This is a genomic window from Streptomyces sp. NPDC030296 (assembly GCF_055572815.1).
In genome coordinates this window covers 598,656-619,411 of the sequence record NZ_JBVICQ010000004.1, presented here as the reverse complement: position 1 = coordinate 619,411, position 20,756 = coordinate 598,656, and the positions used below count along the sequence as shown (strand labels likewise).

20 protein-coding genes are annotated in these 20,756 nt (G+C 71.1%); 3 read left to right on the top strand and 17 right to left on the bottom strand.

Annotated elements, in window-relative coordinates; all coding sequences use genetic code 11:
- Positions 1-20: 20 nt before the first annotated feature.
- From ispG to ACZ4Z3_RS14600, 16 genes are all read right to left on the bottom strand, one after another.
- A complete protein-coding gene (gene ispG / locus ACZ4Z3_RS14675; protein ID WP_468501287.1) occupies positions 21-1,178 on the bottom strand; it encodes a flavodoxin-dependent (E)-4-hydroxy-3-methylbut-2-enyl-diphosphate synthase in 1,158 nt (385 codons plus the stop codon).
- 4 nt (positions 1,179-1,182) lie between these two features.
- Complete coding sequence (gene hpnH, locus ACZ4Z3_RS14670; protein WP_468501286.1) at positions 1,183-2,205, bottom strand: adenosyl-hopene transferase HpnH; 1,023 nt, start codon at positions 2,203-2,205, stop codon at positions 1,183-1,185.
- A gap of 5 nt (positions 2,206-2,210) precedes the next feature.
- A complete protein-coding gene (locus ACZ4Z3_RS14665) occupies positions 2,211-2,855 on the bottom strand; it encodes a phosphorylase family protein (RefSeq protein ID WP_468501285.1) in 645 nt (214 codons plus the stop codon).
- Positions 2,855-4,849 (bottom strand): squalene--hopene cyclase, encoded by a 1,995-nt coding sequence (gene shc / locus ACZ4Z3_RS14660; RefSeq protein ID WP_468501284.1) that lies wholly within the window; start codon positions 4,847-4,849, stop codon positions 2,855-2,857. Before shc ends, ACZ4Z3_RS14665 begins: the two co-directional genes overlap by 1 nt.
- Before the next feature lie 136 nt (positions 4,850-4,985).
- Positions 4,986-6,053, bottom strand: a complete 1,068-nt coding sequence (locus ACZ4Z3_RS14655) for a polyprenyl synthetase family protein (RefSeq protein WP_468501283.1) — start codon at positions 6,051-6,053, stop codon at positions 4,986-4,988.
- A 59-nt stretch (positions 6,054-6,112) separates the two neighbouring features.
- Positions 6,113-7,540: a hydroxysqualene dehydroxylase HpnE gene (hpnE, locus tag ACZ4Z3_RS14650; RefSeq protein WP_468501282.1), complete on the bottom strand. Its 1,428-nt coding sequence runs from the start codon at positions 7,538-7,540 to the stop codon at positions 6,113-6,115.
- Complete coding sequence (locus tag ACZ4Z3_RS14645) at positions 7,537-7,677, bottom strand: DUF6380 family protein (RefSeq protein WP_372504012.1); 141 nt, start codon at positions 7,675-7,677, stop codon at positions 7,537-7,539. Before ACZ4Z3_RS14645 ends, hpnE begins: the two co-directional genes overlap by 4 nt.
- Positions 7,677-8,627 (bottom strand): presqualene diphosphate synthase HpnD, encoded by a 951-nt coding sequence (gene hpnD, locus ACZ4Z3_RS14640; RefSeq protein ID WP_468501281.1) that lies wholly within the window; start codon positions 8,625-8,627, stop codon positions 7,677-7,679. The genes ACZ4Z3_RS14645 and hpnD overlap by 1 nt, the downstream gene beginning before the upstream one ends.
- On the bottom strand, positions 8,624-9,526 hold the full coding sequence (hpnC, locus tag ACZ4Z3_RS14635) for a squalene synthase HpnC (RefSeq protein WP_468501280.1): 903 nt from the start codon (positions 9,524-9,526) through the stop codon (positions 8,624-8,626). Before hpnC ends, hpnD begins: the two co-directional genes overlap by 4 nt.
- A gap of 405 nt (positions 9,527-9,931) precedes the next feature.
- On the bottom strand, positions 9,932-10,699 hold the full coding sequence (locus tag ACZ4Z3_RS14630; protein ID WP_468501279.1) for an ABC transporter ATP-binding protein: 768 nt from the start codon (positions 10,697-10,699) through the stop codon (positions 9,932-9,934).
- A complete protein-coding gene (locus ACZ4Z3_RS14625; RefSeq protein WP_468501278.1) occupies positions 10,692-11,621 on the bottom strand; it encodes an ABC transporter permease in 930 nt (309 codons plus the stop codon). The genes ACZ4Z3_RS14630 and ACZ4Z3_RS14625 overlap by 8 nt, the downstream gene beginning before the upstream one ends.
- Positions 11,622-11,717: 96 nt before the next feature.
- Complete coding sequence (locus tag ACZ4Z3_RS14620; protein ID WP_468501277.1) at positions 11,718-12,590, bottom strand: glycosyltransferase family 2 protein; 873 nt, start codon at positions 12,588-12,590, stop codon at positions 11,718-11,720.
- A gap of 8 nt (positions 12,591-12,598) precedes the next feature.
- Positions 12,599-13,327, bottom strand: coding sequence for a CDP-alcohol phosphatidyltransferase family protein (locus tag ACZ4Z3_RS14615; RefSeq protein WP_468501276.1), 729 nt, complete (start codon positions 13,325-13,327; stop codon positions 12,599-12,601).
- A gap of 28 nt (positions 13,328-13,355) precedes the next feature.
- Positions 13,356-14,420: an iron-containing alcohol dehydrogenase family protein gene (locus tag ACZ4Z3_RS14610; protein WP_468501275.1), complete on the bottom strand. Its 1,065-nt coding sequence runs from the start codon at positions 14,418-14,420 to the stop codon at positions 13,356-13,358.
- Positions 14,408-15,160, bottom strand: coding sequence for a phosphocholine cytidylyltransferase family protein (locus tag ACZ4Z3_RS14605; protein ID WP_468501274.1), 753 nt, complete (start codon positions 15,158-15,160; stop codon positions 14,408-14,410). Before ACZ4Z3_RS14605 ends, ACZ4Z3_RS14610 begins: the two co-directional genes overlap by 13 nt.
- Positions 15,157-16,968 (bottom strand): DUF5941 domain-containing protein, encoded by a 1,812-nt coding sequence (locus ACZ4Z3_RS14600; RefSeq protein WP_468501446.1) that lies wholly within the window; start codon positions 16,966-16,968, stop codon positions 15,157-15,159. Before ACZ4Z3_RS14600 ends, ACZ4Z3_RS14605 begins: the two co-directional genes overlap by 4 nt.
- A gap of 340 nt (positions 16,969-17,308) precedes the next feature.
- On the opposite strand from ACZ4Z3_RS14600, the gene galE reads away from it, so the two are divergent.
- The 3 genes from galE (at position 17,309) to idi (ending at position 20,222) form a co-directional block, all read left to right on the top strand.
- The gene (gene galE / locus ACZ4Z3_RS14595) at positions 17,309-18,298 is read left to right on the top strand and encodes a UDP-glucose 4-epimerase GalE (RefSeq protein WP_468501273.1); all 990 of its coding nucleotides are present in this window, start codon (positions 17,309-17,311) and stop codon (positions 18,296-18,298) included.
- Between the two features lie 139 nt (positions 18,299-18,437).
- Positions 18,438-19,376: a cation diffusion facilitator family transporter gene (locus ACZ4Z3_RS14590; RefSeq protein WP_468501272.1), complete on the top strand. Its 939-nt coding sequence runs from the start codon at positions 18,438-18,440 to the stop codon at positions 19,374-19,376.
- A 252-nt stretch (positions 19,377-19,628) separates the two neighbouring features.
- A complete protein-coding gene (idi, locus tag ACZ4Z3_RS14585) occupies positions 19,629-20,222 on the top strand; it encodes an isopentenyl-diphosphate Delta-isomerase (protein WP_468501271.1) in 594 nt (197 codons plus the stop codon).
- A 10-nt stretch (positions 20,223-20,232) separates the two neighbouring features.
- Here idi and ACZ4Z3_RS14580 read toward each other — a convergent pair whose 3' ends face one another.
- Complete coding sequence (locus ACZ4Z3_RS14580; protein WP_468501445.1) at positions 20,233-20,742, bottom strand: ATP-binding protein; 510 nt, start codon at positions 20,740-20,742, stop codon at positions 20,233-20,235.
- Positions 20,743-20,756 lie beyond the last annotated feature (14 nt).

Sequence of the window (20,756 nt, the reverse complement as noted above, 5' to 3'; positions counted from 1 at the left end):
CGTGCTTCACAGCCGTGTCGTCAACTCACGGTGACCGCCGGCTCCCCCGACGCGATCCCGTCCCTCTCCATCTGCGCGGCGATCTTCATCGCCTCGTCGATGAGGGTCTCCACGATCTTCGACTCGGGCACGGTCTTGATGACCTCGCCCTTCACGAAGATCTGCCCCTTTCCGTTGCCGGAGGCGACCCCGAGGTCCGCCTCCCGCGCCTCCCCGGGACCGTTGACGACGCAGCCCATGACCGCGACGCGCAACGGCACCTCCATGCCCTCCAGCCCGGCGGTCACCTCGTCCGCCAGCCGGTAGACGTCGACCTGCGCCCGCCCGCACGACGGGCAGGACACGATCTCCAGCCGCCGCGCCCTCAGGTTCAGCGACTCCAGGATCTGGATGCCGACCTTGACCTCCTCGGCCGGCGGCGCGCTCAGCGAGACTCGGATCGTGTCGCCGATGCCCTCGGCGAGCAGCGCCCCGAAGGCCACGGCCGACTTGATCGTGCCCTGGAACGCGGGGCCCGCCTCGGTGACGCCCAGGTGCAGCGGGTAGTCGCAGCGGGCGGCGAGCTGCCGGTACGCCTCGATCATCACGACCGGGTCGTTGTGCTTGACGGAGATCTTGAGGTCCCGGAAGTCGTGCTCCTCGAACAGCGACGCCTCCCACAGCGCGGACTCCACCAGCGCCTCGGGCGTCGCCCTGCCGTACTTCTGGAGGAGGCGCCGGTCGAGGGACCCGGCGTTGACCCCGATGCGGATCGGCGTCCCGTGGTCCTTCGCCGCCCGCGCGATCTCCTTCACCTTGTCGTCGAACTGCTTGATGTTGCCGGGGTTGACCCGCACGGCGGCGCACCCGGCCTCGATCGCGGCGAACACGTACTTCGGCTGGAAGTGGATGTCCGCGATCACCGGGATCTGCGACTTGCGGGCGATGGTGGCGAGGGCGTCCGCGTCGTCCTGCGTGGGGCAGGCGACCCGCACGATCTGGCAGCCGGACGCGGTGAGCTCGGCGATCTGCTGCAAGGTGGCGCCGATGTCCGACGTACGGGTCGTCGTCATCGACTGCACCGACACCGGCGCGCCACCGCCGACGGCCACCGACCCGACCTGGATCCGCCGGCTCTCCCGGCGCTCGGCGACCGGCCGGACGGGCACCTCCGGCAGCCCGAGGGACACGGCGGTCATGCCGTCACCCCTCGTTCCCGGAGACCGTCTCGCGCAGGGCGCGCAGCGACTCCTTCAGCGATCCCATGGTGGCGAGGACGGCGGTGGGCTCGTAGCCGCAGTGCGCCATGCAGTTGGCGCACCGCGGGTCCTTGCCTCGGCCGTACGCGTCCCAGTCGGTGTCCTCGATCAGCTCCCGGTAGGTCGGGACGTAGCCGTCGCTCATCAGGTAGCAGGGCCTCTGCCAGCCGAACAGCGAGTAGTTGGGGATCGCCCACGCGGTGCACGGGAAGTCGACTTTGCCCTCCAGGAAGTCGAGGAAGAGGGGCGAGTGGTTCAGGCGCCAGCGGCGCCGGTTGCCGCCCGCGAAGGCCTTCCTGAACAGTTCGCGGGTCTGCTCCACACCGAGGAAGTGCTCCTGGTCGGGCGCCTTCTCGTAGGCGTAGGCGGGCGAGATCATCATCTCGTCGACCTTCAGGTCGTCGTTGAGGAAGTTGAGGACCTCGATGATGGTCTGCGGGGTGTCGGTGTTGAAGAAGGTCGAGTTGGTGGTCACCCGGAAGCCGCGCCGCTTGGCCTCCTTGATGGCGGCGACGGCCTCGTCGAACACGCCCTCCTTGGCCACCGACTCGTCGTGCCGCTCCCGCAGCCCGTCGATGTGCACGGCGAACGCGAAGTACGGCGAGGGCTTGAACTGGTCCATCTTCTTGCGCAGCAGCAGCGCGTTGGTGCACAGGAAGACGTATTTCCGACGGGCCACCAACTGCCGCACGATCTCGTCGATGTGCGGGTGCATCAGTGGTTCGCCGCCGGCGATGGACACCATCGGCGCGCCTGATTCGAGGACGGCGCCCACGGCCTGCGCCACCGGCATCCGCTGCTTGAGCACCCCGGCCGGATGCTGGATCTTGCCGCAGCCCTCGCACTTCAGATTGCAGGCGTAGAGCGGTTCCAACTCGACGATCAGCGGAAACTTCTCGCGCTTGCGGAGCTTCTGTTCAGCGAGATACGTCGCCACCTTGATGGACTGGCGGAGCGGCATGGCCATCTGGCTCACCTCCTGGGGAGCAGCAAGGAACGGTGCCATTCGTAGTAAGCGGGGAGGACGGCACGAAGAACGCGGAAAGCCGATATTCCACCGCGTACCGTGCCGATCCGGACCAGTTCATGTTCTGGAGCGTCCACGACCACCCGGACGGCCGCAACCGGGCGCGCGCCCGCTCGCACGGCGCAGTGGAGCGTGACCGCGGACTCCATGTCGACGGCGATCGCTCCGGTGGCGAAGAGGCCCGCCCGCTCCTGACCGCGGACGACGTGATCGGATCCGGTGAGCGGGCCGGTGTGGACCGTGCGACCGGGCACGGCCCGTCCCAGCTCCTTGACCATGCGTTCGACGCCCACACAGGGCGTGACGGCGCCGTCGGGGCCCCTCGTCTCCGCGGCCACGACGAGGTCACCGGGGTGCATGCCGGGGGCGAGCCCGGCGCAGAATCCCGTGGCGAGCACGGCGGCCCCGTCCAGCGCCCGGTCGGCGAGCAGCCGGGTGACGGCGCGCTCGGCGGCCTTCGGCCCCATACCGGTCCGCAGGACGGTGACCGGGCCCCCGGCGCCGCCCGGGTCGCCGCTGCGCAGGGCGAACTGCTCGATGCCGAGCGCGCAGGCGATCAGCAGCGGGGCGGGGGCGGCGGCCGTGTCCATCAGCTGGCCCCGGCCTTCAGCACGGCCGGTTCGCCGTGGACGTACCGGCCGAGCGCGGTGAGCGGGAACACCTGACGGTAGAGGTGGTAGTTGATGGAGAAGTCCCACGGGAAGCCGGTCCCGGTGAACTGGGGTTCGTCCCAGCCACCGTCGCCGCGCTGGGTCCCCGCGAGCCAGGCGACGCCGCGCTCCACGGCCTTGGAGTCCCGCTCGCCCGCGGCCAGCAGGGCGAGGAGCGCCCAGGCGGTCTGGGAGGCGGTGGAGGCGCCCCTGCCGGCCCATTCGGCGGGGTCGGGGTAGGAGCGCAGGTCCTCACCCCAGCCGCCGTCGTCGTTCTGGACGGTCTCCAGCCAGGCCACGGCCCGGCGGATCGCCGGGTGTGCGGCGGGGAGCCCGGCGGCCACCAGCGCGGGGACCACGGACCCCGTTCCGTAGAGGTAGTTGACGCCCCAGCGGCCGAACCAGGCGCCGCTCGGCTCCTGTTCGGCGAGGAGCCATTCGATGCCGCGCCGGGTGCGCGGGTCGTGGGAGAGGCCCTCGACCGCGAGCATCTCCACCACGTGGGCGGTGACATCGGCGGACGGCGGGTCGATGACCTCGCCGAAGTCGCAGAAGGGCAGCTTGTTGGGGAAGGCGCTGGTGTTGTCGACGTCGAAGGCGCCCCAGGCGCCGTTCCTCGACTGCATCCCGAGGTTCCAGCGGACGCCGCGGGCGATGGCCTTCTCGACGCGTTCGGGGTCGGGATGCCTGACCCTGCGCAGGGCGAGCACCACCTCGGCGGTGTCGTCGATGTCGGGGTAGTTGTCGTTGTGGAACTCGAACGCCCAGCCGCCCGGCGGGAGTTGGGGCCGTCTGACGGACCAGTCGCCGGGGCGGACGATCTCCTCGCCGAGCATCCAGTCGGCGGCCCTGACCAGTTGGGGGTGGTCGGCGGGCAGGCCGGCGTCGGCGAGGGCGATGGTGGCGAGGCAGGTGTCCCACACCGGTGACTGGCAGGCCTCGATCATGCGGGCGCCGTCCTCGCGCCACACGGCGAACCGGTCCAGGGACTCCAGGCCCGCCCGCATCACGGGGTGCTGGAGGTCGTAGCCGAGCAGATGGAGCGCGATGATCGAGTACACGGCCGGCGGCTGGATGCCTCCCCAGCAGCCGTCGTTCTCCTGCCGCTCGATGATCCAGCGGGCCGCGCTGTTCATCGCCGCCCTGCGCAGCCGCTTCAGCGCGACCTTGTGGTAGCCGTGCAGCACCTTGTCGAGCCGCTGGAAGGCGCCCTCCCAGGTGCCCAGCGGGTCGAGCGGCGCGGGCGGGTTGGGCCGGCCGGGGTCGGTGTGCAGTTCGTCGAGCGGGAACGGGGCGGGCCGCACCGGGCGCTTCGCGGAGACGACGGTGAGCGGCACGATGGTCTGCCGCGCCCAGCACCCGAAGTCGTAGATGTTCAGCGGCATCCACTTCGGGAAGTAGATCAGCTCCGGCGGCATCTCCGGCAGGTCGTCCCACTTCCACCAGCCGAACAGGGCGAGCCAGATCCGCGTGAAGACGCGGGCCGCGGCGATCCCTCCGCGCCCCCGGATCCACGCGGACGCCTTCGCCATGTGCGGCTCCGACGGGTCGTCACCGGCCAGCCGCAGCGCGACATACGCCTCGACGGTCGCGGAGAGTTCGGGCGGGCCGCCGTAGAAGGTCGCCCAGGTGCCGTCCTCGCGCTGCTCGCCCCGGATGAACAGGGCGGCGGCCCGTGTCGTCTCCTCGTCGCGGATGCCGAGGAACTGACGGAGCAGCAGGTCCTCGGCGTCCATGGTGACGTTGGTCTCCAGGTCGCCCTTCCACCAGCCCTGGGCGTCCTGACGCGCGAGGAGGAACGCGGTGGCACGCCGTAGGGCGCGTTCGGCGGCGTCCTGGACCCCCGCCGCCACCGGGGTGTCGGTGTCGGTGTCGCTGGCCGAGGCAGCGCGGGGCGGCAGGGCCCCGGTGCTTCCGTCGGTCGTCGCTGTCATGGCTTCCCCTTCGTGCAGTGGAGGGATCTCTGCGGTGGGTCAGCCGTCGGCCGGTGCGTGTCCGGTGAACGGGCACCGGCCGGCGACTACGCGAGGGCTATTCGACCGATGGCGGTCGGCGGTCGGTCGATGGTGGTCATCTCTTCCGGACGACGACGAAGTCGGCGAGCGCCGTGAACTGGTCCCGTACGTGCTCGGGCATCCGGATCGAGTCGAGTGCCTCGATGGCGACGGCGTGCTGGCGGCGCGCCTCCTCGGCGGTCCACTCCCGGCCGCCGGCCTCCTCGATGAGGGCGGCGCGTGCGGCGAACTCCGCCTCGGAGAAGTTCTCGAAGTCACTGCTCTTGGCGTCGGCGGCGAGGAGTTCACCGAGCTGCTCGGAGGCGGGGCCGCCCGCCGCGAGCGCCGCCACCACGGGCAGGGACTTCTTGCGCTGGCGCAGGTCGCTCCAGGTCTGCTTGCCCGTGGAGACCGGGTCGCCCCAGATGCCCAGCAGGTCGTCGACGGCCTGGAAGGCGAGCCCGAGGTGGTAGCCGTACTTCTCCAGCGTGTCGGCGGTGTGGTCGTCGGCGCCGCCGAGGACCGCGCCGATGGAGCAGGCGCAGGCGAGCAGGGCGCCCGTCTTGTTGCCCTCCATCTCCAGGCACTCCTCGACGGTGACCCGCTCGCGGTGCTCGTAGGAGATGTCCTGGGCCTGTCCGTCGATGAGCGCGCGGGTCGCGGTGGTGACGCGGCGGGTGGCGCGGGCCGCCTCGGCGGTGCCGAGTTCGAGGAGGATCTCGTTGGCGAGGACCATCAGGGCGTCGCCGACGAGGATGGCCTGGGCGGGGTCGTACGCCTTCCAGACGGTGTCGCGGTGGCGGCGCTGTTCGTCGCCGTCCATCAGGTCGTCGTGCAGCAGCGAGAAGTTGTGCACCAGCTCCACCGCGACCGCGCCGGGGATGCCGACCTCGGGGGCGGCGCCGGTGACCTCGGCGGACATGACGGCCAGCGCGGGACGTACGGCCTTGCCGCCGTCCCCTGCGGCGGGGTTGCCGTGGGTGTCGATCCAGCCGAAGTGATAGGCCGCGACGGTGTTCATGGGGGGCGCGAGCCGCTCGATCGCCGCCCGCAGCACGGGCGTGGTCAGGGTCCGCCCGCGCTCCAGGAGCGCGGTCACGTCCACCGCGTCGGCTGCCGTCGCGGCCGGGGGCACAGTGGGCACAGTCTCTCCTCTAGTTGCGGTGCCGAGAGTGCGGGAACCGTTCGGATGCGCTTCGAGCGTCACGCTGCCTCCTCGTGGACGAAGAGGTGGTCCCGGGGCCGGCCCAGCGCGGCGAGCGCGGCGTCCGCCGCGCTCACGCCGCTGCGGACCGCACTCTCCATGGTCGCGGGCCACCCGGTGGCGGTCCACGCTCCGGCCAGATACAGACCGGGTGCCTTGGTGCGGGCGCCGGGCCTGAGCCGTCCGACGCCGGGGGTGGGAGCGAAGGTCGCGGTGCGCTCCCGGGTCACGAAGAAGTCCTTCACCCGCGCGCCGCGCGTGCCGGGCAGCAGTCGCTCCAGCTCGGGCAGATAGCGCTCGCGGAGCACGGCCACGGGTTCGTCGACCTCGTGGTGCGCGGCCGACTGCGACAGTGCCAGGTACTGGCCCTCGCTCAGCCCGGACGCCTCGGTCCGGTCGAAGACCCACTGGACGGGCGAGCCGAGCGCCGCGAAGAACGGGCGGCTCAGCACCTTGCGGTCGTACACCACATGGACGTTGAGGATCGGCGCGGTGCCGATCTCCAGCAGCCGCTCGGGCCGGTCGAGCGCGCCCGGCGGCAGCAGGTCGTACGCCTCGCGCTGCGGTACGGCGAGGACGACCGCGTCGGTGTCCAGGCTCTCGCCGGGCACCTCGACGCGCCAGCCGCCGTCGTCGCCGGCGCGGACGGAGGTGACGCGGGTGCGCGATTCGGTGCGGACGCCCGCCGAGTCGAGGGCCTTGCGGGCCAGCCGGTCGTGGAGTTCGCCCAGCGGGACGTGGGCCCAGCCGATGTCGGCCGCGCCGGGGTCGGACAGCAGTCCCGTCTTGAAGACCATCGCGGCGAGGCCGAGGGAGGCGTCCTTGGCCACGGCGTTGAGGGTGGCGACGCCCACGAGGTCCCAGAGCGCCTCGACGGCACGCGCGGACTGGCCGTGTGCGGTGAGCCAGCCGGCGAAGTCCCGCTCGTCCAGCGCGGGGTCGTCGAGGTCGATCGCCTTGAGCGCCAGCGCGGCCCGCCCCACCCTGGCCCGCTCGGCGAGCGAGAGGTGCGGGTATGTGGCGAGGCTGCGCCCGAGGTGCAGGGGTACGGGCAGTGCGTCGCGCCGCAGTCGGCCGAGCCGTCGGCCGGGCCTGCCCGCCGCGTCGAGCACGGGCACGTCGAGACGGTTCTGCAGCGGAGCCAGCGCGGCGGCCTCGATCCGGTCGAGGAACCAGCGGTACGCGGTGCAGCAGCGCAGGTACACATGCTGGCCGTTGTCGACGGTGAGGGTGCCGCGCTGGAAGGAGAAGGCCAGTCCGCCGAGGCGGGGGCGTCCTTCCAGCAGGGTGACCCGGACACCGGCGTCGGCGAGGGCGAGGGCGGTGGTGACGCCCGCCAGTCCCCCGCCGACCACCACGGCCGTGCTGCCCGGCCGGCCGGTACGGTTCTCGCCCGGCGGTCCTCCGGGCCGTGCCGCTTCGGTCATCGCGCGCCCTCCCCTGCCGGTCCGCCGGGGCGAGGGATCGGTCCGCGGCAGGCCGTCGCAGTCAGGGACGCCCCCGCGTCGCGGAGGGTTGCGTACCACTTGTCCCCGATGGGGTCGCGTTGGTCCAGATTGTCCATCAGACGCGCCTCCTGACGGTGGGCCGGGACGCGTGGCGGGTGTCCAGGCCGGACAGTCCGCGTACGGCGACATAGGCCTTCTCGCGTCCGGGCAGCGACACCCGGCCGCGCAGCACGGCCTCCGGCTCGCGCTCGATGCGGTCGAGCAGCCGCCGGTAGATGCCCGCCATGGCGGCGACGCAGGCTCCGCTGCGGCGGTCCAGCATCGGCAGCAGGCGGTAGCCCTCGGCGAAGAGGGCGCGGGCCCGGCGCACCTCGAAGTGCACCAGACCCGCGAAGTCGGAGTCGGTCGGCGGGAGCGGCCCGGCGAACCCCGCCGAGCAGCCGAATTTCGCGAGGTCGTCGCCGGGCAGATAGGTTCTGCCGCCTTGGGCGTCCTCGCGAACGTCCCTGAGGATGTTGGTGAGTTGCAGGGCGAGGCCGAGGGTGTCGGCGTACTCGGGTGCGCGCTCCGCTCCGCGTGCCGCGGGTTCGGTGCCGAAGACACCGAGGCAGAGGCGTCCGATGGCGCCGGCGACACAGCGACAGTAGGCCTTCAGGTCGTCCCAGGTCTCGTAGGTCTCGCCGCGCACGTCCATGAGGACGCCGTCGATGAGTTCGTCGAGGGCGTCGAGCGGGACGGGGAAGCGGCTCGCGGTGTGAGCCAGGGCCACCACCACGGGGTCGGTGTCGTCCTCGTCGACGGTGCCCGCGCGGATCCGGGCGAGCAGTGACCGGGTCTCCTCCAGCCGGGCCGTCTTGACCTCGGCCGCGAGGGCGCCGTCGCCGATGTCGTCGACGCGCCGCGAGAAGGCGTACAGCGCGGACATGGCGCGGCGCTTGGGCGTCGGCAGCAACCGGATGCCGTAGGCGAAGTTGCGGGCCTGCTGTCCGGTGACGGCCTCGCAGTAGCTGTAGGCGGCGAGTACCGGCGCGGACGCGTGTGGTTCCGACTCCACGGTCCGGATCACCCCTCTCCTCGCAGGGTCGCGCCCATGTCCCGCAGCAACCGGAGCCTGCCGGGCTTGGGTGGGCCGGGAAGTACGTCGTGTTCGGCGGCGGCGATCGCGTGGAGGGCCGCCCTTCCTCCCGCCACGAATCCCGCGAGGAGCAGCCTCAGCCTGCCGTGGACGCTGCCCACCAGCGGGGCGCCCTCGTCCAGCAGCTCGCCTGCACGGTGCGCTTCGTACGCGATCAGCGCGCGTACCGACGCGCCCGCGGTGGGCGCCGCGAGGTCCGCCTCCTGCACGTGGAAACGTTTCATGTCCTCGGCGGGCAGGTAGACGCGGTCGCGGCGGAGGTCCTCGGCCACGTCCTGGAGGTGTTCGACGATCTGCAGCGCGGTGCAGATCGTGTCGGACAGGCGGATCCGCTCGGGGCTGGTCGTGCCGGTGACGGCGAGCACCAGGCGGCCCACGGGGTTCGCGGACAGCGCGCAGTAGGCGAGCAGGTCGTCGTAGGTCTCGTAGCGCGTGACGAGCTGGTCCTGGCGGTTGGCCGCGATCAGGTCGAGGAAGGGGCCGGGGCCGAGGCGGTGGCGGCGGACCGTGCGCTGGAGGGTGCGCAGCAGGGGGTGGCCGGGGGTGGCGTCGAAGACCTTGCGGAGGTCGGCCTCGAAGGCGTCGAGGAGGAGGAGCCGGTCGTCGGCGTCCTGCGGGGAGACGCCCAGGAGGCGGGCGTCGGCGCCGCCGGGGGCGAGGTCGCCGTCGCCGATGTCGTCGACGAGGCGGGCGAAGCCGTACAGGGCCATCAGGTCGTCGCGCCAGGCCCGGGGCAGGAAGAACGGCGCGACGGGGAAGTTCTCGGCCGCGGCCTTGTCGAGGGTGTCGCGCTCCGGGTCGCCGGTGCGCGCCGTCCCGCTTTCGGTCACCGCTCGTCACCCGGCGCGGGGACGGCGGAAGCGTTGTTGAGCTGGGGAGTTTCCGTAGCCATGGCCGTCACATCTCCCGTTCTACACTGCCGACCCAAGACGCACTATTTCGGACACGCCGCCCAATCGTCAGCGTGTGCGGCGGATGCCGGGTGTCGCGCATTATGGACCCACTTGCCGCGATTCGGCACCGGTACAGCTTACGTTCTACAACGCACCATGCTCCGACGGGGTGTCCTGCACATCACAAGAACGCACCGATTGCCCCCAAGATTCCTATGGTTGGCCGGAGTTGACTGTTCCTTGCCGGAGTTGGCGGTTCCTTTGCGGACGCCGTGTCGCCCTCTCCTCCGCAGACGCCGGGCCCCACCGGAGCAGTTCCGGCGGGGCCCGGGCGGAGGCGGACTACTTGCCCGTGAACTTCTCGTACTCCTTCAGGACCTCTTCGGTCGGTCCGTCCATGCGCAGCTCGCCGCGTTCCAGCCACAGGACCCGGTCGCAGGTGTCCCGGATCGACTTGTTGTTGTGGCTGACGAGGAAGACCGTGCCGGCCTCCTTGCGCAGCTCGCGGATGCGGGCCTCGGAGCGCTTCTGGAACTTGCGGTCGCCGGTGGCGAGGGCCTCGTCGATCATCAGGACGTCGTGGTCCTTGGCCGCCGCGATGGAGAAGCGCAGTCGCGCCGCCATGCCGGAGGAGTAGGTGCGCATCGGCAGGGTGATGAAGTCGCCCTTCTCGTTGATGCCCGAGAAGTCGACGATCTCCTGGTAGCGCGCCTTGATCTGCTCGCGGGACATGCCCATCGCGAGACCGCCCAGTATGACGTTCCGTTCGCCCGTGAGGTCGTTCATCAGGGCGGCGTTGACGCCGAGCAGGGAGGGCTGGCCGTCGGTGTAGACCTTGCCCTTCTCCGCGGGGAGCAGACCGGCGATGGCACGCAGCAGCGTGGACTTGCCGGAGCCGTTGGAGCCGATGAGGCCGATGGCCTCGCCGCGGTAGGCGACGAAGGAGACGCCCTTGACGGCGTGCACCTTGCGGACACCCCGCTCCTCGCCGCGCTTCAGGATGCGGCTGAGCGCGGCGGTGGCGCTGCCCTTGCCGGTCTTGGCGCCGTTCACGCGGTAGACGATGTGCAGCTCGTCCGCGATGACGGTGGGGACTCGGGTCTCAGCCACGGCCGTACCTCTCCTCCGCCTTCCAGAAGTACACGAAGCCGCCGAGCGCGACCAGCACGGCCCAGCCGCCGGCGACCGCCCACACGTGCGGGGGCAGGTTCTCGGAGCCGTAGCCGTCGATGAGCGCGAAGCGCATGAGGTCCATGTAGATGGCGGCCGGGTTCCACTGGAGGACGTCGCTGATCCACTGGGGATGGTCGGCGAGCATCACCGGGATGGAGAACATGACACCGGAGGCGTACATCCAGGTCCGCATCACGAACGGCATCAGCTGGGCGAGGTCGGGGGTCTTGGCTCCCATCCGGGCGAAGACGAGGGCCAGGCCGGTGTTGAAGCAGAACTGGAGCGCCAGCGCCGGGAGGATCAGCAGCCAGGACAGCGACGGGTAGCTGCCGAAGCCGATGGCCACGGCGAACATCACGATCATCGAGAACAGCAGCTGCTGGAGCTGCTGGAGCGCGAAGGAGATGGGCAGCGAGGCGCGGGGGAAGTGCAGCGCGCGCACCAGGCCCAGGTTGCCGGAGATCGCGCGGACGCCCGCCATCACCGAGCTCTGGGTGAAGGTGAACACGAACACACCCGTGACCAGGAACGGGATGTAGACCTCGCGGGACATGCCGCGGTCGGCGTTGAGGATCAGGCCGAAGATCAGGAAGTACACCAGCGCGTTCAGCAGCGGGGTGGCCACCTGCCACAGCTGGCCGAGCTTGGCCTGGCTGTACTGCGCGGTGAGCTTCGCCTGGGAGAAGGCCAGGATGAAGTGACGCCGCCCCCACATCTGGCGGACGTACTCGGCGAGTCCGGGTCGGGCACCGCTCACGGACAGCCCGTACTTGGCGGCCAGTTCCGCCGCGGAGATCCCGTCGTCGGGCGACGGGCGGTCGCTCACCGCGAGCCTGCCGTCATGCGTTGTCTCACTCACAAATGGATACTTTCGTCCTCAAAGTGCGCAGCCTGGTCGGGCCGAGGCGGAAACCTGGGACCGGGTACCGCCGCATGCTCTCAGATATCGAGCTTGTCAGATGACGGGAGGTCGTCCCAGTCGGGTCAGGCGCCACACCGTACGCCACTTCATGGGCCGGCGGGGACCGCAGGCGCTGACCCAGCCCTCCTTGAAACCGCCGAACCAGGCCCTCAGCGCCGGGCCCGAGGGCTTGCGGAGCAGCGTCAGCAGCAGCCAGACGCCCAGGTAGACGGGGACGAGCGGCGCGGGGAGGTTGCGGCGGGCGAGCCAGACGCGGTTGCGGGCGACCATGCGGTGGTAGACCGCGTGCCGGGAGGGCGCGGTCGTGGGGTGGTACAGCACCATGTCGGACCGGTAGTCGATCATCCAGCCCGCGTCGAGGGCCCGCCATGCCAGGTCGGTTTCCTCGTGTGCGTAGAAGAACTCGTCCGGGAGCCCGCCGACTTCGGCGAAGACCCGGGTGCGTACGGCGTTGGCGCCGCCGAGGAACGTGGTGACCCGGGAGGAGCGCATCGGGTCGGAGGCGCGCAGCCGGGGAACATGGCGCCGCTGGGTCTCGCCGGTCTCGGGGTCGGCGATGCGGAAGCTGATGATGCCGAGCCGGGGGTCGGCCTCGAAGGCCGTGCGGCAGAGTTCGGCGGTGTCGTGGTGGGCGAGCAGACCGTCGTCGTCCAGGAAGAGCAGGACGTCGACGTCCCGGCCGCCGGGGCCGAACGCCTCGATGCCGACGTTGCGGCCACCGGGGATGCCGAGGTTCTCGGGCAGCTCGACCGTCTTCACGCCCTCGGGGACGTCGGGGACGGGTGAGCCGTTGCCGACGACGACCACCTCGACCCGGTCGCCCTCCTGCTTGGCGACCGAGTCGAGGAGGGCGCGGAGTTCGTCGGGGCGGTTGCCCATGGTGATGATGACCGCGCCGACCTTCATGCCGCCGCTCACTTCAGCCTGCTGGAGGCGAGGATGGACACCAGGTGCAGCAGGGTCTGCAGCAGGGCGATGCCCGCGAGGACGGCGACGCCGAGCCGGGAGTAGAAGAGGTCGCCCCGGACCTGGTCGACGATCGCGAGGACCAGGACCAGCAGGGAGGCCTCGACCCCGAGGATCAGCCGGTGGAACTTGAGCGCGGCGGCGGCCCGGCGGGCCAGGGCCATGCCGGAGGAGCGGGGCACCGAGGCCGACTCCTGGACCGGCGGCTTACCGGTCTGGTGCCGGGCGACCCCGACGAGGTCGGTCTCCGCCTTGATCAGGATGGCGCCGAGGGCGGCGAGGGTGCCGAGGAAGGCCCACAGCCAGTCGATCCGGCCGGTGCCCCACAGATCGGCGGCGCGCAGGCCGAAGCCGACCAGCACGGCCGCGTCGCACAGGTACGCGCCGACCCGGTCGACGTAGACGCCGGCGATCGAGTACTGCTTGCGCCAGCGGGCGATCTCCCCGTCGACGCAGTCGAACAGCAGGTACAGCTGGACCATCAGCACACCGAGGACGGCACCCCAGACACCCGGGACGAGCAGCGCCGGGGCGGCGAGGACGCCGAAGACGGTCATCAGGTAGGTCAGCTGGTTGGGCGTGACCCGGGTGTTCACCAGGTGCCGGTCTATGCGCAGGGAGATTTCGCGCATGTAGAGCCGGCCGGCCCAGTGCTCACCGCTCCGCCGGTCCTTCACACCCGGGGGGTGGACGACCGGTCGGAGCTCAGCTACCGATGGCTTTGGCATAGTCGGCGTATGCGTCCTTGATCTGCTCGGTGCTCAGTTCGAGGTGCTCGAGGATGGTGTACCGGCCCGGCCGGGTCTGCGGCGCGAACTCCACGACCTTGACGAACTCGTCGATGGTGAAGCCGATCTCCTCCGGGAGGACGGGCAGTCCGTGGTGCCTGAGGACATCGGTCATCTGCCCGGCGATCTCCTTGTCGCCCCGCAGGAACGTGGCGAAGGCGCCGCCCAGTCCGCACTGCTCGCCGTGGAGGGCGTTGCGCTTGGGGAAGCTGAGGTCGAAGGCGTGGCTGATCTCGTGGCAGGCGCCCGAGGCGGGGCGGCTGTCGCCGGCCACGGACATGGAGATCCCGCACAGCACGAGGGACTCGGAGAGGGTCGTGAGGAAGTCGTCGTCGCCGATGCCGCCGGGGTGGCGGAGCACGGCCTCGGCGGCCTGGCGGGCCATCGCGGCGGCCAGTCCGTCGACCTTCTCGCCGGTCTCGCGGCTGGACAGCTCCCAGTCGGCCACGGCGGAGATCTTGCAGATCACATCGCCGATGCCGGCCCGCACGAAGCGCACCGGGGCCTCACGGATGACATCGAGGTCGATGACGATCCCGATGGGGTTCGGCACACCGTACGAGCCGCGGCCCGCGTCGTTGTCGAGCGTGGCGACCGGGGAGCACAGGCCGTCGTTGGCGAGGTTGGTGGCGACGGCGACCAGCGGCAGGCCCACCCGGGCCGCGGCGTACTTGGCGCAGTCGATGACCTTGCCGCCGCCGAGCCCGATCACGGCGTCGTAGTGACCGCCCTTCTTGATCGAGTCGGCGAGCCGTACGGCGCCGTCGATGGTGCCGTCGGCGTCGCAGAACCAGTCCGCCTCCGGCAGCGCGGGAGCGAACCGCTCGCGCAGCGCCTGACCGGAGCCGCCGCTGATGGCGAAGGCCATCCGGCCCGACGGCGCGATGCGCTGGTCCGACAGAATCGTCGCCAGGTCATCGAGCGCGCCGGGACGGATGTCCACGACGACCGGCGAGGGGATGAGCCTCGTCAGTACTGGCACGCGATCTCACGTCCCTTGGCGAGGTCGTCGTGGTTGTCGATCTCGACCCACTTGACGTCACCGATCGGCGCCACGTCGATCTTGAAGCCGCGGTTGACGAGCTCCTGGTAGCCGTGCTCGTAGAACTGCTGCGGGTCGGTCTCGAAGACCGTCTTCAGCGCGTCGGCCAGCTCGTCGGCGGCCTCGCCCTCGATGAGGGTGACGCCGATGTACTCGCCGGAGGCCTCCGCCGGGTCCATCAGCTTGGTGATCTTCGTCATGCCCTTCTCGGGGTCGACGACGACCTTCATCTCCTCGTCGGCCAGCGACTTCACGGTGTCGACGGCGAGGATGATCTTCTTGTCGCCGCCGCGCGCGGCGAGCAGGGTCTTCTCGACGGAGACCGGGTGCACGGTGTCGCCGTTGGCGAGGATCACCGAGTGCTTGATGGCGTCACGGCCGCACCACAGGGAGTAGGCGTTGTTCCACTCCTCGGCCTTGTCGTTGTCGATCAGGGTGATCTTCAGGCCGTACTTCTGCTCCAGCGCCTCGCGGCGCTCGTAGACGGCCTCCTTGCGGTACCCGACGATGATCGCGACCTCGGTCAGGCCGATCTCGGCGAAGTTGCCGAGCGTGAGGTCGAGAACGGTGAGGCTGTCCTCGTTGCCCTCGGGGCCGACCGGCACCAGAGCCTTGGGCAGGGTGTCGGTGTAGGGGCGAAGACGCCGTCCGGCGCCTGCCGCCAGCACGAGGCCGATCATGCGGGTTCTCCTTCATCGTGTACGGCGGGTGCGCCGGTTTTATGGGCGCTCACCCAGAAGCGGATGCTCTCGAGGAGCACCACGAGCGCCACGGCCACGGCGAGCACCGTGAGCGCGACCTTGAAATCTGTGGGCGCGAGCAGCGCGGCCAGGACGGTGACCAGCAGCGTCCTGCCTTCGTGACCGCCGATCACCCGCACCAGCCACCGCGGCGGCGCGCCGGCGTCACCGCGGATGCGGTACACCGTGTCGTAGTGATGGTAGGCGACGGCCGCCACCAGCCCGAAAGCCGCGGGAAGGGCTCCGTTCACGTCGGCTTCGGCCGCCAGTACCAGTACGGTGCCGTATTCGGCCGCCCGGAACAGGGGGGGAACCAGCCAGTCCAGCGGGCCCTTGAGGGGCTGCATGAGGACGCAGCCGGAGACGACGACGTAGATCGGGGCCACCACGGCCGCCTCGGACGCGTCGAGGGACAGGACCCCGATGGCCAGCAGAGCGACCGCAAGTACGGCGAGAAGGAACGACGTGTACGGCCGGATCACGCCCCGGGGGCTGCGCGCCTTGGACACCAGCTCGGCCAGCGGTCCGGAGTCGGTGAGGTCGTACAGGGCCTGCGCAGCCCGGTCCGTGCGCTCTGCCTTACGGGTCAGCGAGCGCAGCACCCGGCCCGCCGTGGTGTAGGTCGCGGCGAACGCGCAGCCGGTGAGCAGCGCGTAGAAGGTGATCCGGGGGGTGGTGACCGCCGTGAGGACGGCGATCATCGCCCAGCGCTCGCCGATGGGCAGCACGATCATCCGGCGCACCCACACCGTCCAGCCGACGCTGTCGAGCTTGTCGGAGAGGGCGGCGGTGGGGCTGGTGTTGGCGGTGGCGTCGTGGTTCGCCTCGTTGAAGGAGAAGTCGACGACGTGGCGGCAGGTCTGGAGGACCATCGCGCCGAGGGCGAGCGCCCATACGTCGTCACCGCCCCGTGCGGCTCCCAGGGCGAGGCCCGCGTAGTAGGCGTACTCCTTGGCTCGGTCGAAGGTGGCGTCGAGCCAGGCGCCGAGGGTCGAGTACTGCAGCGAGTAGCGGGCCAGCTGGCCGTCGGTGCAGTCGAGGACGAAGGAGAAGATCAGGAGCAGGCCGGCGGCGACGAATCCGCCGCGGGTGCCGGTGGCCGCGCAGCCCGCCGCGATCAGGGCGGTGATCAGCGAGGCGGTGGTGACCTGGTTCGGGGTGAGGCCGCGGCGGGCGCACCAGCGGGCGAGGTAGCGGGAGTACGGGCTGATGAAGTGCGTGGTGAAGAAGCCGTCGCGGGACTTCACGGCCGTCCGCAGCCGTACGGCCTCGTCGTCGACGGCGGCGAGCGCCTGGCGGGCCTCGTTGCGGGTCTGCGGGTCGGTGGGGACCACGGCGACCAGGGTGCCGAGGTCGGGTCGGTGCAGGGCGACGCCGTCGGCGTCGAGGGCGGCGACCACCCGGTCGGCGACGCTGTCGACGGCGACGGCGGTGCTGCCGCTCGCGTCGGCGTTCTCGCGGGCCAGCGCGCGGGTGAGGGCCTGGCGGGCGGCTGGCCGCACGGTCACGGCGCCGGGCAGGGCGGCGGCGTCGAAGCGGGGGTCGGTGAGGCCGAGGCGCAGCGCGTGCACGTGCCCCACGAACCGGGCGTCGACGATCGCGACCCGCTGACCGGCGGGGACGGTGGCCAGGAGCGTCTCGGCGTCACCGGCGTCGGAGGCGACCCGCACGTCGAAGCCGAGCGACCGCAGATCGCCCTCCAGCGACGATCCGGGGACCGGCTGACCGGTGAGGATGGCGGTCGACAGACGAACTCACTCCCTGGGTGCCGACGCGACCGCGCCGGGCATGTGCGTGGTGGGGACGCCCCGGTCCGCTACGGCCCGGCGGCGTGTCGGCAGAGGTTATCGGATGAAGGGAAACGAGGATTCACCGCCCGTTCACGGCCCGATCAAGTGGGCCTGCTGGGCTCCGCCGCGATCATCATCGGGGATCCGGGGGTCACGCCACAAACCACGGTTCGCATATCGGCTCATAGGCGATATGCGGCGAAGCCCGCACTCCAGCAACCCCAGCTTCAACAAATTCCAACATCACTCAACAGAAAACATCAGCATGATCCGGGGGACCCGGTTAAGGTAGGTGCCCATGACTTGGCTGATCACAGGCGGAGCCGGATATATCGGCGCACACGTGGCGAGGGCACTGGCCGACGCCGGAGAACGGGTGGTCGCGCTCGACGACCTCTCGGCCGGTGTCCCCGGCCGCCTCCCCGACCGCATCCCGCTCGTCCACGGCTCGGCCCTGGACGGCGACCTCCTGAAGCGGACCCTCGCCGAGCACACCGTGACCGGTGTGGTGCACCTGGCGGCCCGCAAGCAGGTCGGCGAGTCGGTGGCCCAGCCGACGCGCTACTACCAGGAGAACGTGGGCGGACTGGCCACGCTCCTGGAGGCGGCGGCGGGCGCGGGCGTGAAGCGGTTCCTGTTCTCCTCCTCCGCCGCCGTGTACGGCAACCCGGATGTGGACCTCATCACGGAGGACACCCCCTGCGCGCCGATGAGCCCCTACGGCGAGACCAAGCTCACGGGCGAGTGGCTGGTCCGCGCGGCGGGCCGGGCGCACGGGATGGCCACCGTGTGCCTGCGCTACTTCAACGTGGCCGGCGCCGCCGAGCCCGCGCTCGCCGACACCGGCGTCTTCAACGTGATCCCGATGGTCTTCGACCGCCTCACCCGCGACGAGGCGCCCCGTATCTTCGGCGACGACTACCCGACCCCGGACGGCACCTGCATCCGCGACTACATCCATGTCGCCGACCTCGCGGAGGCGCACCTCGCCGCGGTCAGGCGGCTCGGCGCGGAGGGCGCGTCCGGCGACCTGACGGTGAACATCGGACGGGGCGAGGGCGTGTCGGTGCGCGAGCTGATCACGCTGGTCGGCGAGGTGACCGGCGACCGCCGGCCCGCCGTCGTCGAACCCCGGCGCCCCGGTGACGCGCCGCGCGCCGTCGCCTCGGCCGCGCTGGCCGAGCGGGAACTGGGCTGGACGGCCCGGCGGGGAGTACGCGAGATGGTCGAGTCGGCATGGGCGGGCTGGTGCCTGCACCGCGGTCTCCGGCCGGGTCGCCGATCATGACACCCCGCTGACCTGCGTATCGTTTCCGCAGGTCAGAGCACATGACAACGGTGTTCAGTGCCGCGTTGCCCGATACCCCCCACCCGTAGTTGACTGTGATCCCGGAAGCCGGACACACGGACTCGGAAGGGCGGATTCCATGGGGGCTGGGCACGATCACGGGCACGCGCATCACGCGCCGACCAGTGGTACGGCGGCAGCGGCGTACCGCGGGAGGCTGCGGATCGCGCTGTCGATCACGCTCACCGTCATGGTGGTCGAGATCGTCGGCGGAGTCCTCGCCGACTCCCTCGCGCTCGTCGCGGACGCGGCGCACATGGCGACGGACGCGGTGGGCCTCGGCATGGCGCTCCTCGCCATCCACTTCGCCAACCGCCCGCCGAGCGGCAACCGCACCTTCGGTTACGCCCGCGCGGAGATACTCGCGGCCCTCGCCAACTGTGTGCTGCTGCTCGGTGTCGGCGGCTATGTGCTCGTCGAGGCGATCCAGCGTTTCATCACACCGGTCGGCACCCAGGGCGGACTGACCGTCGTGTTCGGCGCGATCGGCCTGGTCGCCAATATGATCTCACTCACCCTGCTGATGCGGGGCCAGAAGGAGAGCCTGAACGTACGGGGCGCCTTCCTGGAGGTGGCCGCCGACGCGCTCGGATCGCTGGCGGTGATCGTCTCCGCCGTGGTCATCCTGCTCACGGGCTGGCAGGCCGCCGACCCGATCGCCTCGCTGATCATCGGCGTGATGATCGTGCCGCGCACGGTGAAGCTGCTGCGCGAGACCCTGGACGTGCTGCTGGAGGCGGCGCCGAAGAACGTCGACATGGCGGAGGTGCGAGCCCACATCCTCGCCCTGCCCGGCGTCGAGGACGTCCACGACCTGCACGCCTGGACCATCACCTCCGGCATGCCGGTCCTGTCGGCTCATGTCGTGGTCGGCTCCGACACGCTCGACGCCATCGGCAACGAGAAGATGCTCCACGAGCTCCAGGGCTGCATCGGCGACCACTTCGACGTCGAGCACTGCACGTTCCAGCTGGAGCCCGGCGGCCACGCGGAGCACGAGGCGAAGCTCTGCCACTGATCCACGTCGCTGAGCCCCGCCCCGGGGCCCCACCACCGATCCACGCCGCTGCTCCCTGTCCCGGGCCCCGCCGCCGATGGCGCGCGGGGCCCGCCTGGTGCGTGCATCCGGGTACGCCCTCCAGGGGGCGCGCGATCCATGGGTGTCCCCGCCGGGGGTGCGGGGGTAGGACATGCGGGTTGGCGTGAAGTGCCAGGAGTGCCGGTTCCCTACGGCAGACTTGGGGCTCGAGGAACGAAGCGAAGGATGGGCATGCCGATCACACCTGCCACCGCGATGCACGACGCACCGGACAGCACCACGGAAGCGATCCTGCTGGAGCTGGTCGACGAGGAGGGCACGACGATCGGCACGGCGGAGAAGCTCTCCGCGCACCAGCCGCCCGGGCAGCTGCACCGGGCGTTCTCGGTGTTCCTCTTCGACGAGCGGGGCCGGCTGCTGCTCCAGCAGCGCGCCCTGGGCAAGTACCACTCCCCCGGAGTCTGGTCGAACACCTGCTGCGGCCACCCCTACCCCGGCGAGTCCCCGTTCGCGGCGGCCGCGCGGCGGACGTACGAGGAGCTCGGGGTGTCCCCGGCGCTGCTCGGCGAGGCGGGCACGGTCCGCTACAACCACCCCGACCCGGACTCGGGCCTGGTGGAGCAGGAGTTCAACCACCTCTTCGTGGGGTTGGTGCGGTCCCCGCTGCGGCCGGACCCGGAGGAGGTCGGGGCCACGGCCTTCGTGACCCCGCAGGAGCTCGCCGAGCGGCACGCCAGGGACACCTTCTCGGCCTGGTTCATGACGGTGCTGGACGCGGCCCGCCCCGCGGTCAGGGAACTGACGGGCCCCTCCGCGGGCTGGTGAGCCGGCCCGGTCAGAGGGGGTGCGAGGGTTTGAGCGGCAGGGCGGCCCAGATCACCTTGCCGCCGCTCGCGGTGTGCTCGACGTCGCAGACCCCGCCGGCCTCCCTGGTGATCTCCCGCACCAGCAGCAGCCCCCGGCCGCCCAGCCGGCCGTGGTCGGTCTCCAGGGCGGTGGGGCGGTAGGGGTGGTTGTCCTCCACCGCGACTCGCACCCACTCCGCTCCGACCCCGACCTCGACGGCGAGGGTGGGCGAGAGCACCGCCGCGTGCTTGACGGCGTTGGTCACCAGCTCGGAGACGATCACCATCAAGCCCTGGACGAGGTCGTCCGTGATCGGCACGCCCTGACGGGTCAGCAGGTCTCGGACGGCGCGCCGCGCCTGCGGCACCGAGGCGTCGACGGCGGCCGCGGTGAACCGCCAGACCCCTTCGTACGGCAGCGGTCCCGGCGGGCTCAGGTCGTCGGGAGCGTGCCCGCCGGCTCCAGGGCGTGGGTCGCCCCCGCGCCCTTGGTCGTCCATGGTCCGGTCGCCGC

What these genes read in the sequence shown, in the direction of transcription:
- hpnH (WP_468501286.1), bottom strand. Translation starts at nt 2,205, where the DNA reads ATGGCCATGCCGCTCCGCCAGTCCATCAAGGTGGCGACGTATCTCGCT.
- ACZ4Z3_RS14580 (WP_468501445.1), bottom strand. Translation starts at nt 20,742, where the DNA reads ATGGACGACCAAGGGCGCGGGGGCGACCCACGCCCTGGAGCCGGCGGG.
- idi (WP_468501271.1), top strand. Translation starts at nt 19,629, where the DNA reads ATGCCGATCACACCTGCCACCGCGATGCACGACGCACCGGACAGCACC.
- ispG (WP_468501287.1), bottom strand. Translation starts at nt 1,178, where the DNA reads ATGACCGCCGTGTCCCTCGGGCTGCCGGAGGTGCCCGTCCGGCCGGTC.
- ACZ4Z3_RS14620 (WP_468501277.1), bottom strand. Translation starts at nt 12,590, where the DNA reads ATGAAGGTCGGCGCGGTCATCATCACCATGGGCAACCGCCCCGACGAA.
- ACZ4Z3_RS14645 (WP_372504012.1), bottom strand. Translation starts at nt 7,677, where the DNA reads ATGGACAATCTGGACCAACGCGACCCCATCGGGGACAAGTGGTACGCA.
- shc (WP_468501284.1), bottom strand. Translation starts at nt 4,849, where the DNA reads ATGACAGCGACGACCGACGGAAGCACCGGGGCCCTGCCGCCCCGCGCT.
- ACZ4Z3_RS14590 (WP_468501272.1), top strand. Translation starts at nt 18,438, where the DNA reads ATGGGGGCTGGGCACGATCACGGGCACGCGCATCACGCGCCGACCAGT.
- ACZ4Z3_RS14665 (WP_468501285.1), bottom strand. Translation starts at nt 2,855, where the DNA reads ATGGACACGGCCGCCGCCCCCGCCCCGCTGCTGATCGCCTGCGCGCTC.
- ACZ4Z3_RS14605 (WP_468501274.1), bottom strand. Translation starts at nt 15,160, where the DNA reads ATGATCGGCCTCGTGCTGGCGGCAGGCGCCGGACGGCGTCTTCGCCCC.
- hpnE (WP_468501282.1), bottom strand. Translation starts at nt 7,540, where the DNA reads ATGACCGAAGCGGCACGGCCCGGAGGACCGCCGGGCGAGAACCGTACC.
- galE (WP_468501273.1), top strand. Translation starts at nt 17,309, where the DNA reads ATGACTTGGCTGATCACAGGCGGAGCCGGATATATCGGCGCACACGTG.